Annotated in this window: 17 protein-coding genes and 1 tRNA gene; 5 read left to right on the top strand and 13 right to left on the bottom strand. The window is 35.7% G+C overall.

Annotated elements, in window-relative coordinates:
• Positions 1-4: 4 nt before the first annotated feature.
• Positions 5-661 carry an ABC transporter ATP-binding protein gene (locus JKA74_RS09780; RefSeq protein WP_201431106.1) on the bottom strand — a complete coding sequence of 219 codons (657 nt, stop codon included), beginning with the start codon at positions 659-661 and terminating at the stop codon, positions 5-7.
• A gap of 264 nt (positions 662-925) precedes the next feature.
• Between JKA74_RS09780 and sucC the strand changes: the two genes are divergently transcribed.
• The 4 genes from sucC to JKA74_RS09760 all read left to right on the top strand — a co-directional run bounded on the left by sucC (position 926) and on the right by JKA74_RS09760 (position 4,804).
• Positions 926-2,137, top strand: a complete 1,212-nt coding sequence (sucC, locus tag JKA74_RS09775; protein ID WP_201430996.1) for an ADP-forming succinate--CoA ligase subunit beta — start codon at positions 926-928, stop codon at positions 2,135-2,137.
• Between the two features lie 61 nt (positions 2,138-2,198).
• A tRNA-Arg gene (locus JKA74_RS09770) sits at positions 2,199-2,272 on the top strand.
• 733 nt (positions 2,273-3,005) lie between these two features.
• Positions 3,006-3,989: a sensor histidine kinase gene (locus JKA74_RS09765; protein ID WP_201430995.1), complete on the top strand. Its 984-nt coding sequence runs from the start codon at positions 3,006-3,008 to the stop codon at positions 3,987-3,989.
• A 101-nt stretch (positions 3,990-4,090) separates the two neighbouring features.
• On the top strand, positions 4,091-4,804 hold the full coding sequence (locus JKA74_RS09760) for a LytR/AlgR family response regulator transcription factor (protein ID WP_201430994.1): 714 nt from the start codon (positions 4,091-4,093) through the stop codon (positions 4,802-4,804).
• On the opposite strand, the gene JKA74_RS09755 is transcribed toward JKA74_RS09760, so the two are convergent.
• Positions 4,789-7,389: a thiopeptide-type bacteriocin biosynthesis protein gene (locus JKA74_RS09755; protein ID WP_201430993.1), complete on the bottom strand. Its 2,601-nt coding sequence runs from the start codon at positions 7,387-7,389 to the stop codon at positions 4,789-4,791. The genes JKA74_RS09760 and JKA74_RS09755 overlap by 16 nt on opposite strands.
• A 289-nt stretch (positions 7,390-7,678) precedes the next feature.
• On the opposite strand from JKA74_RS09755, the gene JKA74_RS09750 reads away from it, so the two are divergent.
• A complete protein-coding gene (locus tag JKA74_RS09750; RefSeq protein WP_201430992.1) occupies positions 7,679-8,182 on the top strand; it encodes a UpxY family transcription antiterminator in 504 nt (167 codons plus the stop codon).
• A 215-nt stretch (positions 8,183-8,397) separates the two neighbouring features.
• Here the strand turns inward: JKA74_RS09750 and JKA74_RS09745 are convergent, their stop codons facing one another.
• From JKA74_RS09745 to JKA74_RS09695, 11 genes are all read right to left on the bottom strand, one after another.
• Complete coding sequence (locus JKA74_RS09745) at positions 8,398-9,444, bottom strand: LA_2272 family surface repeat-containing protein (protein WP_201430991.1); 1,047 nt, start codon at positions 9,442-9,444, stop codon at positions 8,398-8,400.
• 72 nt (positions 9,445-9,516) lie between these two features.
• A complete protein-coding gene (locus JKA74_RS09740) occupies positions 9,517-10,239 on the bottom strand; it encodes a CPBP family intramembrane glutamic endopeptidase (RefSeq protein ID WP_201430990.1) in 723 nt (240 codons plus the stop codon).
• Between the two features lie 241 nt (positions 10,240-10,480).
• Complete coding sequence (locus tag JKA74_RS09735) at positions 10,481-10,888, bottom strand: hypothetical protein (RefSeq protein WP_201430989.1); 408 nt, start codon at positions 10,886-10,888, stop codon at positions 10,481-10,483.
• A 154-nt stretch (positions 10,889-11,042) separates the two neighbouring features.
• Positions 11,043-11,747, bottom strand: coding sequence for a class I SAM-dependent methyltransferase (locus tag JKA74_RS09730; protein ID WP_201430988.1), 705 nt, complete (start codon positions 11,745-11,747; stop codon positions 11,043-11,045).
• A 4-nt stretch (positions 11,748-11,751) separates the two neighbouring features.
• Positions 11,752-12,519, bottom strand: coding sequence for an SDR family NAD(P)-dependent oxidoreductase (locus JKA74_RS09725; RefSeq protein ID WP_201430987.1), 768 nt, complete (start codon positions 12,517-12,519; stop codon positions 11,752-11,754).
• Entirely contained in the window at positions 12,503-13,489 is a 987-nt protein-coding gene (locus JKA74_RS09720; RefSeq protein WP_201430986.1) for a hypothetical protein, read from the bottom strand. The genes JKA74_RS09725 and JKA74_RS09720 overlap by 17 nt, the downstream gene beginning before the upstream one ends.
• Positions 13,490-13,491: 2 nt before the next feature.
• Positions 13,492-14,703 carry a site-2 protease family protein gene (locus tag JKA74_RS09715; protein ID WP_201430985.1) on the bottom strand — a complete coding sequence of 404 codons (1,212 nt, stop codon included), beginning with the start codon at positions 14,701-14,703 and terminating at the stop codon, positions 13,492-13,494.
• Between the two features lie 2 nt (positions 14,704-14,705).
• Positions 14,706-16,016 carry a phenylacetate--CoA ligase family protein gene (locus JKA74_RS09710; protein WP_201430984.1) on the bottom strand — a complete coding sequence of 437 codons (1,311 nt, stop codon included), beginning with the start codon at positions 16,014-16,016 and terminating at the stop codon, positions 14,706-14,708.
• A gap of 95 nt (positions 16,017-16,111) precedes the next feature.
• The gene (locus tag JKA74_RS09705) at positions 16,112-16,528 is read right to left on the bottom strand and encodes a hypothetical protein (RefSeq protein WP_201430983.1); all 417 of its coding nucleotides are present in this window, start codon (positions 16,526-16,528) and stop codon (positions 16,112-16,114) included.
• Between the two features lie 43 nt (positions 16,529-16,571).
• Complete coding sequence (locus tag JKA74_RS09700; RefSeq protein WP_201430982.1) at positions 16,572-17,639, bottom strand: class I SAM-dependent methyltransferase; 1,068 nt, start codon at positions 17,637-17,639, stop codon at positions 16,572-16,574.
• Entirely contained in the window at positions 17,636-18,916 is a 1,281-nt protein-coding gene (locus JKA74_RS09695) for a glycosyltransferase (RefSeq protein WP_201430981.1), read from the bottom strand. The genes JKA74_RS09700 and JKA74_RS09695 overlap by 4 nt, the downstream gene beginning before the upstream one ends.
• Position 18,917 lies beyond the last annotated feature (1 nt).

Here is an 18,917-nt window from a genome sequence, read left to right as displayed (position 1 = left end):
AAATTCACAGTTTGATTAATTTACCATCTTTCATCTCATGCCTCTCATCAGCCATTGCAGACAATTCCTGATTATGGGTCACTATTACAAAAGCCTGACCTAATTCATCCCGAAGGTTAAGAAACAAATGGTGCAATTCATCTGCATTTTTGGAATCCAGGTTTCCACTGGGTTCATCAGCAAAAACAATAGCAGGATCATTCATCAAAGCCCGGGCAACGGCTACTCTTTGTTGTTCGCCACCACTTAATTGAGCAGGTTTATGGCTTGCCCTGTTGCTTAAACCCAAAACCTTTAAAAGTTCTTCCACTCGTTTGCCAATTTCCCTTTTATTCTTTTTTGCAATATAGGCTGGGATGCAAATATTTTCTTCTGCTGTAAATTCAGGCAACAGATTATGAAATTGAAAAATAAACCCAATGGTATTATTCCTGAAATTAGCTAATTCATCACCTCTAAAATCACCTATATTTTTATTATTGATAATTAAAGTGCCTGAATCGCTCTGATCCAAAGTACCCAAAATATGAAGCAGGGTACTTTTTCCTGCCCCACTAGGTCCCACGATAGCACTTAATTTGGCTGCGTTCACTGAAAAATCAACGCCACTCAACACCTGAAGATCATCGTAACTTTTATATATGTTTTTAGCAGTAAGAATACTCATAGGGCAAAGATAATAATGTTATACAGAGTTAGGGAAAAATAAAAAAGGAAGTTTAACATGTGTTGAAGTATTGAAGTCTGAAGGTGTAGGTGTATAGGAGTTTTAGCTTTTAATTAAATGACTTATTTAAGAATTGGGTTATTCTTTTTACTCGGAAAACATCTTTATGATTTTAAAACCAGAAATACTAATTGTTAATCCGGTTCTGGTTGAATAATAATTTATAAAATCGTACATTCGCACAAAAATTATCCAAGAATGAACATACACGAATATCAAGCCAAGGGAATACTTGAAAAACATGGAGTAACCATTCAAAAAGGAATTGTTGCTTCCACACCGGAAGAAGCCACTGCAGCGGCCAAAAAGCTCAACGAAGAGACTGGCACTGAATGGTTTGTGATAAAAGCACAAATCCATGCAGGTGGAAGAGGAAAAGGAAAAGTGAAAGAAACAGGCTCAAATGGCGTGGTATTAGCCAAAAATTTGGATGAAGTTCCTACAAAATCAAAAGCTATCTTAGGTGGTACTTTAGTCACTCATCAAACCGGAGAAGAGGGTAAATTAGTCAGCAAAGTGTTAATTGCACAAGACGTTTACTATCCTGGTGAAAATGAGCCTAAAGAATATTATGTAGGCATATTATTGGATAGAGCCAAAGGTTGTAACGTTATCATGGCATCTACTGAAGGTGGGATGGATATTGAAGAAGTTGCTGAAAACACACCTGATAAAATTTTTAAAGAGTGGATAGACCCTCGTGTAGGTTTACAAGGATTTCAAGCCAGGAAAGTAGCTTTCAAATTAGGTTTGGAAGGTGATGCTTTCAAAAATATGGTGAAATTTATTTTCTCCTTATATAAAGCATACGACTCTACTGATGCTTCTATGTTTGAGATTAACCCTGTGTTAAAAACATCTGATAATAAAATATTGGCCGTTGATGCAAAAGTTAATTTAGATGACTCAGCATTATACCGTCATAAAGATTTAGCTGAGATGCGTGATATTTCTGAGGAAGATCCTGCTGAAGTAGAAGCTGCTGAATCAGGCTTAAACTATGTGAAATTAGATGGTAATGTTGGTTGTATGGTAAATGGTGCCGGTTTGGCAATGGCCACAATGGACATAATCAAATTATCCGGTGGCGAGCCTGCTAACTTCCTGGATGTTGGAGGTAGTGCCAATGCAGAAACTGTAGAAGCAGGTTTCAGAATTATTCTGAAAGACCCTAAAGTAGAAGCCATTTTGATTAATATTTTTGGTGGGATTGTTCGTTGTGACAGAGTAGCCAAAGGTGTGGTGGAAGCTTACAAAAACATTGGAGACATAAAAGTACCTATCATTGTTCGTTTGCAAGGAACAAATGCTGAAGAAGGTGCAAAAATTATAGAAGAATCAGGCTTAAAAGTAACTTCAGCTATTGTATTGAAAGATGCAGCAGAAAGAGTGAAAGAAGCACTGGCCTAAAAATAATCAATTGACAGTAAGCAGTTGACAAATTGTTAATCACTTACTGTCAATTTAATATGCACCTGTAGCTCAATTGGATAGAGTATCGGATTTCGGCTCCGAGGGTTAGGGGTTCGACTCCCTTCAGGTGCACTTTTTCTCTTGTCATTTTTCTTTAACAGGCATATTTCCAATTATGAAAACCCCATATTCCAGACCTGTGATGGGGCTTGTTTTCTAATTCCATGGTTATTCAACTCAGATAAACATGATAATTTCATCAAAGCATTAAAAGCTTATTAAAGTTATTCCCATGTTGACACCCCCAGGCTCCTTGGCCGGAGCCCAAGATAATTTCAACACACCTTTACACAAAAAAGGCCTATATTATTAGTATAGGCCTGCTCTTCTCCAATTAAGGTAGTCGTATCGCAATAGTATCGCTTAATTAGTAAAGTATATTTTATTTACTGGACACAATTTAGTTAGAATTGCTTATTTTCGTTTCCTTTTATAGAGTCCGTGTGGAAATCACCTGAGAAACGGGTTTTTAAATTGTTGATTTTCAGCAACAAACCACCAGTCTTTTTGAAATTTAATATATTTTTTGAATTAGGACACTGCCAGTAAAAGGACTAACTTAAAATTGAGGTAATCGTTGTGAGACAATGTCTACTCAAACTTAAAATCTTTTGATTGTTCCTGCTGCCCATAGCACTGGTATTGATTGATTTTTTGTTGAATTTCATTTTTTTTACATTGCTTAGCTTCTTCATGTTCTTATAGTTTGGTTAAATAGTATCATGAAGTACATTAAAAATTATATCTGATAAAATTTTTTTGTCTATACAGTCCTATTGTTGATACATATTGCATGATTTTAAATATGAATAAAAAAGTCTTAATCCATGGTAGTATTTGGTTGGTATATCTTTGTTACGATTTACTCACAAGGATTTTGCTCAAAATCCCGTTAGACAATTTACATTTAATCTTATACAACCTTCTTAGCTCAGTTGCCATTTTCTATTTATTCCCTGGTTTCATATTTCCAGGCTTCAATAAAAAAATCAACAAATTAGCTTCATTTCTAAAATTCATTATCTCATTTGGAATATTTCTATTGGTGAGACATTTATTTGACACATATGTGTTCGATGTACAAATGGATTTTACAGAATTTGTTATTTCAGAAAGCTTGAGGTTTATTTATTTTGGTTTATTAGGAACAGGTTATTGGTTTACCAAAAGCTACATAAAATCGCTGAAGGAAAAGAAAGAAATAGAACTCCAATCCGTAAGAGACCGATTGGAAATTTCCAACAATAAAATTAGCCCGCACTTTCTTTTCAATACGCTTAACCTGATTCATGGTGATATCTATAGTAGCTCTCCTGAAGTTTCGGAAAAGATCATTGTCTTATCTGATATTTTAAGATATAGTTTAAACAAAGATAATGAGTTGGTGGGTGTTGTAGAGGAAATTAATATCATGAAATCTTATCTTCACTTACAAAACATCAGGTTTAATAACTCAATGTTTATCCAATTAAAATTATCTTTAAACCATGAGCATTCTTGCATAAGACTCCCAAAGATGCTATTGATCAATGTTTTGGAAAATATTTTTATCCATGGGATTTATAATGATGTCGAAAAATCTCCATTAGTAGCAATTGAAACCTCTAAAAATAAATTTCAATTGCATATTGAAAATAAAATTAATAATTTGACTAGAAAATCACCATCAGGTGGTGTTGGAATGTCACATATTGATAAAAGCCTGAACTATTTCTTTAAAGGCCAATATACTTTTGATAAACAAATATCATCAGACACTTTTAACCTTAACATTACTATAAACTATTGACATGAAATGAGCATAAATTTTAGAATCCTTAACATACCAACCGAGGATGAATTTTTACCATGCGAATTCCATGCGGCCGTTAAAAAACAAATAATATGCACATGAATTATACAGTTGGAATTATCGATGATGAAAAAGCATCAGTTGACTTGCTAAAAGCTTACACAGAAAAAATCCCCAGTCTAAAATTAGGCTTTGCATTAGAAGACCCACTGGAAGGAATAAACAGGTTAATGACTGCAAACATTGACATCTTGATTATTGATGTTAATATGCCTCAGATTAATGGAATTGACCTCATCAATTCTATGAACAGAAAGAATATGCTTATCATCATGATTAGTGCTTATTCTGAATATGCTGTAGAAGGATTCAACCTGGAAGTTCAGGATTTCATACTGAAGCCATTCGATTTCAAACGATTTCTATTGGCTATCAATAAATGTATGAATCACCTGGAGAACAATTCTGATAGTGACGAAAAATTTTACTACGTGAAAAGTAGTGGAAAATCCAATTTTGAGAAATTCAAATTAAACGATATTCTCTATTTTGAATCGGTAAAAAATTATATAAAAATAAAAACGCGTTGCAATACTGATCCTATGATATACTCATCAATGGATAATTTGTTAAAATCATTAAATCAACAATATTTCCTAAGAACCCACAGATCTTTTATTGTGAACAAAAACTCTATTCGTAGCATCAGGCATTCTGAGGTGCTATTGGAAGATGGAATTTCAGTACCCATTAGCAATACTTACAGGGAAGAACTGGCAACCAGTCTTTCTATTCGTTATTTAGGTGAATAAATTAATTTGAGCAAGAGCCTGTTGAGGTTATAGTATATTTGATTTTCAGCCCTGGCCGACTTTTCAAGAAATGCCCTATTAATAAAAACATGCATGTGGTTTAGAATTACCTTGTCCAAACCTTTAATAGGATAATTTTTAATTAGTTTCCTGTAAGTGTCACAAAAATCTGTATCCTCAGTTGAAAGGTTTTCCTGATAACTTTCATAATCCTTTTTGAAACTATTCCGATCTTCGGTGCTGATAATATTTCTCTTGATGAGCGTATCGTAGTATGTACGGAACACATCAATTCTTATTTCATGAAACTCAAAAAATATGGCTTGAAAAAGATCTGTCATTATGACCACTCTGTCTAAATAGTCTTTATTAAAGAAATCATTTTTTAATAAATAAGCAGTTTCGAGAATAAAAACTGATTCAGTAATAGGGTATTGCTTTTTACCATACTTAGAAAATTCCGGATAATAAGGAGCTTTTGATATTTGGGAAAGCTCACTATAGCCATACAAAAAATATAGAATTTCTTTTTCCACATCTTTTTTAATGGCTTCATTAAGACGAAATCGAATCCTTAAATGAAAAACAGGATCGCTGTAAGCTATATAGAAAAAATCAATCCCAAGTTTTTTACACATTTTATCCAGCTTAAGAAAGAAGTTATCCAGGCTAAACCCTTCTACACTATTCTTGAAGAAAAATATTTTAAAATATAACCATTTCTTATTTTCTTTCTCAATGGCATTAACGAATGGAATCACCGATAATTCCGCCTCCGGTTTTTCAAGGATTTTTGTATAGTTCCACTGAGGGTAAATTGATTTTCCATTTTGTCCGGTAAAATCATGGTCCCATAAACACTCCTTAATAATAATTTCTCCTTTCTTCTTAAGTTCAGTTTCAAAGAATTCCAATGAATTCCTCTCATTGAGGTCTATGTAAAACTCCTTGTCGAACTCCCCAAATAAAAATTGATGAGGGTAATTGAGTATTTCAAAAGCTTTTTTCAGATCAACATCAATACTTAACTTTTCATATGAAATATTCCAGGTTCTTGGGCTAAGAATAAAATTTTTAAATGTAATTCTGGGACAGTTCCCTTGCGAATCGGAGAATTCTGCAAAGCTTTTGGAATTTAAATTGTATTGGTTGGCTATTTCATATAACAGGGTCAAAACCGGGTTGGTTGTGAGCCTGTAATTAAATGCTGAGTGAATGATTGGAATAATTCTTTTTTTCAGAATTTTATGATAGAGAATAAATTTATTTTTGCTATCAACGCCAATAAGCAGATCCTTTAAAGCTAAATCTGTCTCTTTCATTACCGGAGAAATAGTTTTAAGAACATATTCCGTGACAGGCTTGTGCTTTAATATATTATTGTATTCCGGCTTGTCAAAAGTTTCAATATCGGCATAAATGACATTTTTATCTTTCAGGTCATTAATTAAGCCTTTTAGTTTGCCATACACTCTGGGACAATGACCAAACCTTCCGTTCAATCCTATAGAAAATCCCACACTAAAGTGTTCCAATATCAATTGCTGGTTTTCCCCTAACCTGAATAAAACATTGAAAATTTCAGATTGATAGCTGAGAGCTGAGTTTTCCTGAGGAAGTAGTTTTATTTCCTCACGGGATTCTTCATAGAGGACATTGGATTTTCTAAGCTCTTTATTACCTGAAGAAACCTGGGGATCAGGTAAATTTCTGCCCATATTTCCTACTGCCATACAGAAAGGAGTAAACCTATCGTCAAATTGATCCCTGAAAGTTTTACTATACTCTTTAAGGTAGCCGGACTCATAAGCCTCAAACAAATATGCGGCTTCTTCCGGTAGTTTATCCAGTTCTCCCCTGATTGATTTTTTCAGGGTAGTAGGGCTATCCAGTATGGAATCAATGAAATAAGATAAATGGGAATTACCATTTTCTTTGGCATTATCTGTCACTAAAGGAAAACTTAGGGTAGTGAGGAAATTTGCCGGAACCAAAAAACCGGTACCTATTATAGAACTCCACATTTCATCCATTTCCTCTTCGTATGCATCATCAAAAAAACCTTTGAATGAAGCTTTCTGTAAGCTTCCATATTTTTTGCAATAGGATATTATTCTATCCAAAACAGGATTTCTATCAATGGATGACCATTTGTATTTCTTCGACTCAAAATCAAATTCAAGAAATGTATATTTACCATCATTCAAGTGCCAAACAGATGGCAATGAATAGGTCTGCACTAAATGAGCATCAGTTGCCATTAACTGGACAAAATCCTCATGGATGCTACTGTAATCCCGAAAGCTAATTTCATTTATAGAGCTGACCTCCAAATGGGAGTCATTATCAAATTCTGCGATCCCCATACAACTCCATCCTCCAAAAGGAGTGGCTCTGTACCGACCTCTCAAGTAATATTTGAACACCTTATTTTTCTCAAAAGTGGTAAGCTCTTTGATTTCCCTATGTCTGATGCTATGATAAAGCGAGCTGGAAGAATGTTTTATTTTATTGAGTATTAAATCGTAATGAGAATCAATTTCACTAAAATTAAAATGAAGGATGGGAGATCTAACGATAAGCATATTGATGGTTCTGGTTCTTGAAATTCAATCTAAATAAATAAAAATAATTGTCAATAAATATTTATTATCTTATTTATATACCAATGATAGTATTTTATGGGATAAATCCTTATAATTAAAATCCTTTTAGTTGCTTACGCTTGTTAATAAAAATTTAACTTCATGGCGTGCAGCAATAAGCTGGTAGATTAGAGGCCATCAATTTGAAGTCCACTAAGTGATCTTTAGCTAAGGAATATGGGGGAACTATACAAGAAGCTTTAAATGTAAAAAAAATTGAAATTGCTTTATGAATGAAGAAAAATGGTATGTTCTGTATACAAGTCCAAGAGCGGAAAAGAAAGTGGCGGATCGTTTATTAGAGAATGGAGTAAATGTTTACCTGCCTATTATTGAAGAAGTCCGGCAATGGAGTGATAGAAAGAAAAAAGTAAAAAAAGCTTTATTTGATGGATATCTTTTTATCAAATCGACCAAACCTAATTTATGGAAATGTCTAACAGATCCCGGAGCGCTAAAGTTTATAAGCTTTTCAGATGATTATGCAACTGTTAGTGAAGAAGACATATCCTCAATAAAAAGAATAGTAGAAACAGGCATGGCCATTGAGCCTATGGTTTCCAATATATCTACCGGTGAGAAGGTGAAAATTATTGGAGGACCGCTTGAGGGCATGGTGGGGGAATGTGTTCAAAAAGAAAATCAGGATTATTTTATAGTCAATATCTCTGGGATTAAGAGACAGCTTGTAGTGAGTATTCCCCGGAAATTTTTAAAAGTTATAGAAGGCTGATCAACTAAAATCAGTTATAAAACTGATTTCTACCCAACAAGAAATGACAAAAAAATAGCCCGGCTTGTTCAATCTCAATTGAACAAGCCGGGCTATTAAGTTTTACAAACACTTATGGTTTGGATTCTGAAAATCATCAAATTACCTCATTTCGTATTACCTTATAAGCTACAGGTGGTTTGCTTACTTTAGGAACAACAGAAAAACCAAGTTTCTTATCTGCTTCCAAAAATATTCAATTTGTACCGGATACCAGCCCTAAAGCCAACATCTCCCATATAATCATCTTTTTCAAATGAATAGATTGACAACCAGGGGCTTTTGATACTTTCCCCACCTAACTGTTGAAGCCCCAATGATGGAGTAAGCATCAACTGAAAATTCGATGGCAAATCAACCAAAAAGTTCAGCATAAATTGATTGATAGTGACAGCTTCACCTGAGAAATTCCGTATTGTTTGAATTTCCGGGTGCAATTCCCATCCTCTAAATTTTTTACCAAAGCCCATCCCAAAAGCATAGGCAAGCGAACTCTCCACTCTGGGATCGTAGTACATTGAAAAACTAGAATAAAATCTTCTCATTCCTAATTTAAAACTGGATTGCAGAGGATAAAACTCTGAAATACCAATATCAATAGCAGTATATCCTCCCTTTCTCACAATAGGAATTAAGGCAACAGATAAACTGTTTGAACTGGTGTCTGCCCAGTTAATCAAACCAATTTGTAAAGCGTTTTCGGCAGAAGATGCTTTGTTGAATAAACCAAATTGTATGCCTGTCATTTTTTTCCCCACACTATTAAGCATCCCGAGCTGTATGCCCTGATGGTTTCCACCAGTAGTATTTAAGGCGCCAAATTGGCCACCATTGGAATTCATTAAAGTGGTATTTACAAAAGCAAATCGGAGGCCGTTACTTTGGCTGCCTGCATAATTGAGAAAACCAGCCTGTAAGCCACGAAAAGATTTTAAGGCGATGTTGGCTGCTCCAAACTGTAATCCGCTAAAATGTCCGGTATTGGTATTGACTACACCAGCCTGTACATGGCGCTGATCTCCATTGGCAGTATTAACCAATCCAATAAGAGGAAAACCAAAGTTAGGCGGGACTATGTTATGCACCACCGTATAATGTATGCGGTTACTGTCTCTCAATACCTGCGGTTCCTGAAGCTGTAAAGCCTGAACCTGATTGCTTAGACAAATAAAAAATATAAAAAAGCAAAGTGGATACTTGGGGAAATACATGTTAATTGACATCTCGATAAAATTTATGTGTTGTAAATATTATTTAGGTAAGGAATTGGTTTACATTAAATGTAGCTGGTGTTTTCAAGAAGTTTTCGGGCTGGATATAAAAAACTTGTCCAATAGGAACCATGTAACAAAGGAAGTAACGGCTATTCCTATTTTGTAATTCATAGGAACCGTATTCAGCACATTTGAGAAAGTGATAGTGTTCACTAAAAAATGTAGGAATACAGCAGGATAAATAGATTGCTTTTTCTCTACTACTGTGCCAAGTGCAAAACTTGCCAGAATAAAAATTACCAGGTACTGAATTTCCTGAATCATGTTAAATGTTCCGGATGAAAGAAAAGACAGATGCCATAGATACCAAATCACACCAATGATTAAATAGCGTAATGATTTGTTCAGCTTACTCAATTCTTTGTGAAAATAACTTCTCCAGGCCATTTCCTCTATGAAACAATAACCCATGATGGAAGCAGCAACTATCAGCCCATCCATATGTGAATTACCACCTCTACTATTTTCAACTCCTATAAAAGCATATAATACAATCGGTACTGCTAACAGTAAAACATCCTTTAGCTGGGGCTTATCCCAATATTGAGAAATTGATTGCTTAAAAAATAACCATACGGCAAGAAAAGCCAGTATAATACCCGAACCTTCCAATAGCGACCGAATAGCTATTTCTATACTCCACGGTAAGCTCAGTAGTTGATTGATTTCCAGGATATCGAACCTGAATAGATTGGAGATCAGAACAGCAATCAGATAAAAGAGTAATATTGGAATATACTTCATAGCTATATAATTTAGGTTTTTTCTTAGTAAGTTAGAAAGTTAAAAATAGACAATAGCGCTGTCTGTTACAGATTAAACTTACTCAAGTGTAAGGATTGAATGATCAAGTGACAGCTTTTATAACTGAAGCGTTTTGATGGCAGTTATGTGGATTAGTATTGAATGCCATCTACAATTTTCCTGACATTTAATAATGAGCTTTAAGAGAAAAGATGAAGAATAAGGTTCATAAAGCTTGACCTTATTCTTCATCGGAAGATTTTTCATCATTGATAAATATCATCAGTTCGCAGCTCACAATAATAATATCTTTCCAATATGTTACCCCTTCTCCAATCACAAAAGTAGGTTTTTCAGTTTTTACAATTATCTCTGTAATGATTGTCTCCCCTACCGGCACCAGAGAATAAACCTTAAGTTTCTTAATCATTGCAACATATCCTACCTGAGGAGCCAGTCCTCTGGATATATTCTGAAATCCTGCTTTGACAGCAAAAGTTTGAGCAATGTTTTCAACCAGCCCTCCTTCATTGAGTTCTTGTCGGTCCAACATCAAATTGTTTTCAGAAATTTTGAAAGAGGATACAGCTTTATTTTGTTCAACTGAAAGCATTTCATCAATCATCACAAAAGGTTCTGCGTGCGGCAAATAATTATATATTTCCCTTTTAGAAATAATAGGCACTTATCAAATGGGTTAAGTTAGAAAAAATTAAAAGGAAAAGCTGATTAAATAATCATGCTTTTTTAATGAGGATAAATCAGAAAGGAGATCAGGATTATCCATTGACAATCTATCGAAATTATTGGGACACTTGCTGTTTTCTGTAATAAGTAAATGCATCAGGATGGACTACGCGTCTGATAGTAGCCTCTTTTTGATAAGGATATACTCCATCTTTCAGGATCAAGAACATGTTTTGGCGGTACCACCATTCTACCTCTTCATTATCCCAAAACAAAGGCCTTATTAAGTCATGAAACCCAAATCCTTTCTTCTCAAATTTCTCCTGCCAATAGTCCGCCCATTGCTCATTAATGTGGTTAAGCCCACCTTGCAACGGAATTGCTGCAGAAAATAAAATGGCATCCCCCAGTTCAGTCAAACTTGTCACAAAATCATCAGCGGCCTCTTCGGAAAGATGTTCGGCAACTTCCAGGCACACCACCAAATCAAATTTCTCTTCAAGCTCTATCGGTTTTTCCAGATCCATCAAATGGATAAGTTTTTGATCCACCAAAAGATCACGCATTCGCAAGTGTTCTCCTTCTATACCTTGAATATTTTCTACTCCAAGGTGGTTAAAGACCTGCAACCAGGATCCCAGCCCACAACCAACATCAATAACACTTTCAGGCTTTACTAATTCCATAACCTTTGGGGCTATGATTTCAGCTGCCCTTGTATTGTGCATGATTTGTGTGTGGTGATATTTCTCAAACATTTTCTTGAACTCTGGCCTGTTTTGGTATTGTTCAATGATGCGAAGTGTATTTTCAGTTATCATATTTTTAAATTTTATTGTAGCCTCCATTTACTTCCAATCGGGTGCCATTCACCCACTCTCCATTTTCACTTATAAGGAAAGAAACTACTTTGGCAATATCATTCGGCTGACCAATGCGGTTAAGCGCAGTTTTTCTACCTATAAATTTTTTTGCCATTTCGTTGGAAAATTCCTTTACCATAGCTGTTTCAGTTGGCCCCGGTGCAATAGCATTTACGGTTACACCTATTTTGCCGTATTCAGCAGTTAAAGCAAGGGTCAAATTGTCAATTACTGATTTGCTTAGCCCATATAGCAAACTTTTTGAATCCGCTTGAACTGAGGCTCCTGATGAAATATTGATGATCCTTCCTCCACTGTTTATTCTGCTAAATGCTTGTTTCATCAACAAAAGGACAGATTTAGCATTCACATTAAAGATGAAATCAAATTCGTCTGCTGTTACACTGTGAATATCTCCCTCTTTAAAAACACCTGCATTATTTACCAGGATGTCAAAATGGGTATCTTCCTTATTGATCTCTTTGGTGATGGGGTCAATCTTTTCCTCAAAAAAGTTTTCAGCTTCTTCCGGCTTTGAAAAATCTGCCTGAACAAGGTAGGCGATCCCACCGGCTGCCTGTATGTTGTGCAGGGTGTCTGTGGCCTGATCCTTATCTTTGCAATACTGGATGATCACCAGAGTCCCCTCTGAAGCAAGTTGCAAAGCAATGGATTTCCCTATGCCTTTACTCCCTCCGGTGACAATGGCAATTTTAGGTTTTGAATTCACTGCTTGTCAGTTTAAATTGTTGATTATTTATCATTTCCAATGGTTGGGTAATAAATAATGAATACCTTAATTCATTGTCTTTGACATCAATTATCTTATCCGCAGAGGCATGCCATAATAGCTGAAAGTCTTCTGTTTCAATTATTTTCATCCAATGAGGATCATTTACATTTCCGAATACCTTATCAAGCTTAAGGCAATTTTTAATTGCCCCTTTTTCAGTTATGCCAATTTTCCTGTTGTAGTAAGGATTGTATTGTTGCGATTCACAAAAGAAGGAGAGGTTCACGATGTACTTATTTTCATAAGGCCCGGAATTGCTATTTTCTGTTAATATCTCCGCCATGGAGCTGCTTATCCATTTTACCCTCTTTTGTTCGGTTAGTGGTTTATCCACCAAACCGTACAGCATTACATTCTCAATCTTAGCACTGGCATTTACCAGGTCATCTATCAACTTTGTGGTTAAAGGGAAACCAATATCCAGATGAAGTTCTACTGTTCGGAAGCATTTATGATTAAGATTACCTAAATCTTTAATGAATTTGTGAAATTTAGATGAATCACTTAAATCCGCTCTAATTTCAATATGGCGGCAAAGTAATTCATTTAATTGTTCCATTAATAAAGGGAAATTATAATATGTGGTACTCCACTCAAGCTGCACATTTTGAATATGGGCCGGGCAATACCAGTTAAGATCCAACTCCTGAACACGCTCTTTATGTTCGCCCCATCTGCCCCATTTCTTTACCTTAATATAATAGAAGAATTTGTTAAGCAATTCACTATTATCACTTCCGTATTCTAATTCAATGGATTTTGAAGAGTGGTGCTTAAGGTCTTGCATGATTTCAAAAAGTACCAAAGGAATCTTATGGCAAACTTCATGTTTGAAATCATAAATAGCAGCCGCATCCTTCCCCTCTACAGTAACAATATGAGGGAACTGAGTGAAATAATTTTCCATAATCAAACCCAAATAAAAGATCGTTTAACAAGTCTTCCGATCCTTTTAGTAGTAACAAAAAGGAACATTGCATTCAGAGCCAGGGAGAATAATGCTTTGGCGATACTTGAAATAAGTTCGAAAGAGCTTTCCGGCTTAGGATTGGTGAAAAAATCTTTCACCAGGAAGTAATTCTTATAGGTTAGCAAACACAAAGCGGTAATTAAAACGGCAAAAAGAAGATAGGTAAGCAAAGAGTATAGTGCCAATGGAATCTCTTTTAGCGAGAAAAAGTTAAAGATTTTCCCTGCCTTTAATCTGTTAAACAAAACCATGGGGTACTTGCTTGCTTTTTCACTTAGGTTATTAATACCAAATAAATCACTGTAAATCCAATACCCATCGTTTCTGAAAAATGGATTAATAGAAATCATTAACATCACATTGTTAATAATAAAGACAGATTTCACGAGTACCACTAATTCAATGCTCTTGGGCATCAAAAAGAAAATGATAATCAGTATCACATTGACAAAAAGCTGAATATAAATACCTCCCATATTAATGAGGGCACGGGTTTTCTTAGGTAAGCTCCAGATAGCGGTTAGATTTGTAAAAAGAACCGGAAATACTAAATAGAACCCAAAACCTATTTCTTCAGAATCAATATTATGGCGTCTGGCGGCTATAGCATGTCCAAATTCATGTAACATGCCTATTACTATAATTAATACATAATAGACGATTAGATAGGCAGGATAATCTCCAATAGAGAAATAAGACTCCATTAAACCCTGACTATAAAGGTAATAGATAAAATATAAGCTGGTAAGTGAGAATAAAGTGAAAAGCGTAAGAAAGATGGATTTCTTAAAAAGAAAGGTGAAAAATGGGGTGATTTTTTTTATCAAATCTTTACCGATCAATTTTACCCTTCCATAAATATAAGAATTGGTATCCTTTTCTTTGGGAGCATCTACTTTCTCAAAAGTATCTGATATAATTTTTTCCAGCTCTTCCTCTTCAATACGCACCTCATGCTCATGATAAATTGTATCCAAAATATCCCTTAGAGGCTTATGACTCTGTAAGTGAAAAATTATTTTGTATAATATTTCACCTATATTATAATGCCGTGAATGATATTTTAATATATGGTTTTTGGAATCAATTTTCGTCAGCTGAATTTGTTCTAAAATTTGAGTATGGCTGGTAATCGACATAACGTCTTTCATAATTAATGGCTTTTTCTGATATCCTGAAACTTAATGTTTTTGCGTTTTAGCGGGATGCGTTGACGCTTCATAATATTTTCCAAATGTTCAACAATAACAAGTGGGGAAACCCTGATTTTCGACTTGATATAGGTTCTTATTTCGTCAATATTCAGGTCTGAAGGTTCTCTCATACCTGTCAGATATATTGTTAGTAAGTCAAGCCCGTATTCATTTGAGCTTAATTCAATAAAATAATCTTTAATAGTATCAAGGCTGTGGATGGCATCAATGACTGAAGCAGGGTAAATCTTGGTGCCTTTATACTTAATCATCTGGTTTTTTCTACCTAGTATTGGGCCTATCCTTGGACTTGTTCTTCCGCAGGAGCACCTATCATAATATACCCGGCACAAATCCCCTGTTTTATATCGTAACAAAGGCATTCCCTCCACGCCAAAAGTAGTAACAACCAATTCACCAATCTGGCCCGGCTCAACCTGCCTGTTTAATTCATCTACAGACTCAATATGAACCAGGTCTGTGGGAGCATGCCCTCCTTGCTGCGCACTACATTCTGTAAATGCAGTTGCTATTTCAGAAGCTCCATAGGAGGAAAATAAATCAACTCCCCAGTTTTTAACGATTTTCTTACCTAAATTATTAAATGAAAAATCATCATTCCTGATAGACTCCCCAATAGCAATAATTTTCTTAACACTACTTTTATTTAAATCTATATTTCTTTCTTGTGCATATTCAATAAGCCTCACCACATAACTCGGAACAGCTATTAATACAGTAGGCTTCAACCTCAGAAGATCATTTAGTTGGGAAGCTATGGGAGCAATACCTGTTCTGATCATGCTGGCTCCAATCTTTTTAACTCCAAGAAAGTATGCTACTCCTGCCATGAATCGTTGATCCATAGTGACCATAATCTGAATTTTATCCAGAGAGGAAACACCGGCACAAGTCAAGGCCATATATTCATTTACAGCCAGTCTTTCCAAATCGCTATCTGTCAATATAATGTCTACAGGTTCACCTGTGGTCCCTGACGTATTGACTATATCAACTACTTTTTCTTCAGGAACGCAGTAAAAACTTTCCCCAAGACAGAAATCATCTTTCTCTGTAAAAGGCAATTCCCTAATGTCACTTATCTCCCGGATTTGGTTCAAACCAATCCCTTTCTCCTCAAATATTTTTTTATAAAATGGGGAAAAGCTGTTCAGATAAACAAAGAGCTCCTGAAGCTTTCCCGTTTGTAAATTTTGATGAGGCTTTGAAACAAGTACCGGGTGATCGCTATATGTAAAGTAGTTTTTCATGTGTATATGCTTGTTTCTAATTGTCACCCCGATTAGTCGGGGCAGGCTATGGAATTCCCATAAATCTATTCATCCCTTGGTTGGTATATTAGGGATTATAGATTTATGCTCATTTCATAAGAATGCTTATTTATACTTCCGAGAAGCACTGCAAATAAGGTGCTGTCGGACTTAGCTTCTATTTTCACTTTATTTGTCTCGCTGTTTGAGACTATTTCCACCTCAAAGCTATCGTACAGAATTGGATTCAATACATTGACAAACTTCATTGTATCGCAGTTAAGCCGGCAGCTTTTAAATGCTTCAGAGCAATTCAATATTTTTCTGAAAAGAACCAGTAAACAGACCCCCGGAATAATAGGATTACCCGGAAAATGTCCCTCAAAAATAGGATGAGGTTTGTTAATGTGGATATTGACAGAATAACCTTTGCAGTTTTCTTGCCATCCGGACATCAGGAACAAGTCATTGTTTACCGCTGGAATCTCCCGTGCATTTTCATTGACTATCATGATTTTCGAATGAAATATTTATTAGGTGCTGAAAAACCTATAATCAGGCTTTTTTAACTTTAAGCAGGGTGGTGCTTAGTCCCAGGTCATTCCATTCATTTTCTATTTTCAATCCAGCCTTTTCGATGCACCTAAAAAACACTTTGCTATCATACATTTGGCTATTGCCATTGGCTATAGCTGTAAAATAAAGTGAAAGTTGTTGCAGACTGAAAGAAGCTACTTCCAAACGTTGCTTATCCCAAAATTCTTCTAAAATGTAAATAGTAGAATCCTCGCTCATGCCACTGGCTATTTTTTTAAGGATGGCCGTATTTTCCTCTTCTGAGAAACAGTCTAAAAACTGACTCATCCATATCACATCAAAACCACCTGGGATCACTGAACTTTCATCCAGCACATTCATTGCATGAAATGAAACGCGATCGCTTAGCCCTTCTCTTTTAATGTTTTCTTTGGCCATACCTATTTGGCCCGGCAGATCAACTATAGTAATGTTAACATCCGGATCCAGCGCGGCCAGTTTAATGGCGAATTTTCCTGTATTGCCACCTATATCCATTACTTTCTTAGGTTTCTCCTGTAAAATAATAGGAAGTGCAACCGGAAATGCATCATCGGAAAAGTAATGATCAAAATTAAACCAGCTTGTTTTTATCTGCTCAGGCAATTCTGAAAGTCCATCATAGATAGTATTCCATTCACCTAACTGTTTCAGACCTTCCGGTTTGCCATTTTGAATGCTTTCATCCAAATAAAACATCGATTTATAGCACACATCGTGCACAAAATCCATATTGATTTTTATGGCTTCCTGGTTAAGAATGAAAACCCCTGTTTTTCCAATCAGGTACCTATCATCATTCATGTAAATAAGTCCAGTGCCCAGGCTTGCTTCCAGCAGAACCCTTACACCATATAAAGACATGTTTTTTCCTTCCACGATTTCTTCAAGAGTAAGTCCCGTTTTCTTGCTATCACGGATTTCCGCCAAGATACCGGAGTCCACCATTATTCGGGTGACCTGGAAAACAATGGGGGCAAATGAAATGAGGTAAGCTTTACTTCTGGCGTCTACCGCCTTGATGTTATCATTGTTGTAAAAGTTCATACTTGTATAGGTTTTAAAGATTTATGGATAATTTCTTCGATATGATTTACAGTCGTTTTAATTCCTGTAGTATTTGATAAAAGTTGTTGCATGTCTCTGCATCTTGCCTGAATGTTCTGGTCTTCCAGCACTTCAGCTATAGTTTCCCGGATAAGCTCTTTATTGATATATTTGATATTGAGTACTTTACCTAAATGATGATATTTAATACGCTCTGCTGTACCTGGCTGATCAAAAGAGATAGGAACCGCTATTAAAGGAACTCCATTGCCCAGAGCATCAAGCACTGTATTTAGGCCTGCATGGGTTATGCATAGACTGGCATGCGATAATACTTCAAATTGAGGGGCATAAGGCACAATAATGGGATCGCCTGAAATTTGCTGTAACTCTTTATGATCCTCTAAAGGTGCCCCTAAGGCAAAAACCAATTGGACATCCAGATCTTTACAGGCATTTCCTATTTCAAGAAAAATTTCCGGTTTTAGATTAATAATGGTCCCCAGGGAAACATAAACCAAAGGTTTGCCATTTCTTTTCTCGTAAGGAAAGTCACAACTCTTTGTCATAACTCCTCTAAAAGGACCTGTGTAAAGAAAATTTTCTGCCAGTTGTTTCCTTGGAAAATCAAATTCTTTAATCATTTGACTTATTTGAGCCAAATCAGAGGTAGGAAAAACCTCAGATTCACTTTCAAAAAGAGGTAAATTCCATCGCTCTCTATAGTAATTAATAAGGTCAGTCAGCGGCTGAAAGTTTTCCTTGATCTTTTTCATGGCAATTGTATTCCGGGTCCTTCCTCCCTCACTGGCATTATAGCCCCAGGGTGTAAATACCGGGGGTAAATCCGGCTCCCAACTCATGTTGCAACCAATGGCCAATGTAACATAAGGAATACCCAAATGATCAGCTACCGACCCACCGGCACCATCGCTTTGATCAACCAATAAGAAATCAATCTTTTCTTTAACAATGGCTGTTGGAAGTGATATCAACATCAACTTAAGAAGTTTGATATAATCTTCCTGCCAGTACCTCATAGCTTCGGTCCCGCTTAAATCTGCCAATCTTTTCTGCAAACTTTTCACGGATCCGCGGGGCATAAGTCCTTTAGCTATTACATGAAAGTTGATTCCTTCGGACAATACTTTCTCCATGACATCTTCAATATTGAAAAATGTAACGTTATGCCCGTTGTTCATAAGCTCCTTCCCTATTAAAAGAAAAGGGTTTATATGCCCGGGTACCGGGGCTGTAATTATTCCAATATTTGCCATA

This window comes from Marivirga aurantiaca (genome assembly GCF_016679925.1).
Classification (GTDB): Bacteria; Bacteroidota; Bacteroidia; order Cytophagales; family Cyclobacteriaceae; genus Marivirga; species Marivirga aurantiaca.
Note: the sequence above shows the minus strand (reverse complement) of the source record. Positions and strands in the feature narration are given on the sequence as shown.

Excerpts from the sequence above, each read along its gene's own strand:
- sucC (WP_201430996.1), top strand. The coding sequence starts at position 926 with ATGAACATACACGAATATCAAGCCAAGGGAATACTTGAAAAACATGGA.
- JKA74_RS09765 (WP_201430995.1), top strand. The coding sequence starts at position 3,006 with ATGAATAAAAAAGTCTTAATCCATGGTAGTATTTGGTTGGTATATCTT.
- JKA74_RS09760 (WP_201430994.1), top strand. The coding sequence starts at position 4,091 with ATGAATTATACAGTTGGAATTATCGATGATGAAAAAGCATCAGTTGAC.
- JKA74_RS09755 (WP_201430993.1), bottom strand. The coding sequence starts at position 7,389 with ATGCTTATCGTTAGATCTCCCATCCTTCATTTTAATTTTAGTGAAATT.
- JKA74_RS09750 (WP_201430992.1), top strand. The coding sequence starts at position 7,679 with ATGAATGAAGAAAAATGGTATGTTCTGTATACAAGTCCAAGAGCGGAA.
- JKA74_RS09745 (WP_201430991.1), bottom strand. The coding sequence starts at position 9,444 with ATGTCAATTAACATGTATTTCCCCAAGTATCCACTTTGCTTTTTTATA.
- JKA74_RS09740 (WP_201430990.1), bottom strand. The coding sequence starts at position 10,239 with ATGAAGTATATTCCAATATTACTCTTTTATCTGATTGCTGTTCTGATC.
- JKA74_RS09730 (WP_201430988.1), bottom strand. The coding sequence starts at position 11,747 with ATGATAACTGAAAATACACTTCGCATCATTGAACAATACCAAAACAGG.
- JKA74_RS09720 (WP_201430986.1), bottom strand. The coding sequence starts at position 13,489 with ATGGAAAATTATTTCACTCAGTTCCCTCATATTGTTACTGTAGAGGGG.
- JKA74_RS09715 (WP_201430985.1), bottom strand. The coding sequence starts at position 14,703 with ATGAAAGACGTTATGTCGATTACCAGCCATACTCAAATTTTAGAACAA.
- JKA74_RS09710 (WP_201430984.1), bottom strand. The coding sequence starts at position 16,016 with ATGAAAAACTACTTTACATATAGCGATCACCCGGTACTTGTTTCAAAG.
- JKA74_RS09705 (WP_201430983.1), bottom strand. The coding sequence starts at position 16,528 with ATGATAGTCAATGAAAATGCACGGGAGATTCCAGCGGTAAACAATGAC.
- JKA74_RS09700 (WP_201430982.1), bottom strand. The coding sequence starts at position 17,639 with ATGAACTTTTACAACAATGATAACATCAAGGCGGTAGACGCCAGAAGT.
- JKA74_RS09695 (WP_201430981.1), bottom strand. The coding sequence starts at position 18,916 with ATGGCAAATATTGGAATAATTACAGCCCCGGTACCCGGGCATATAAAC.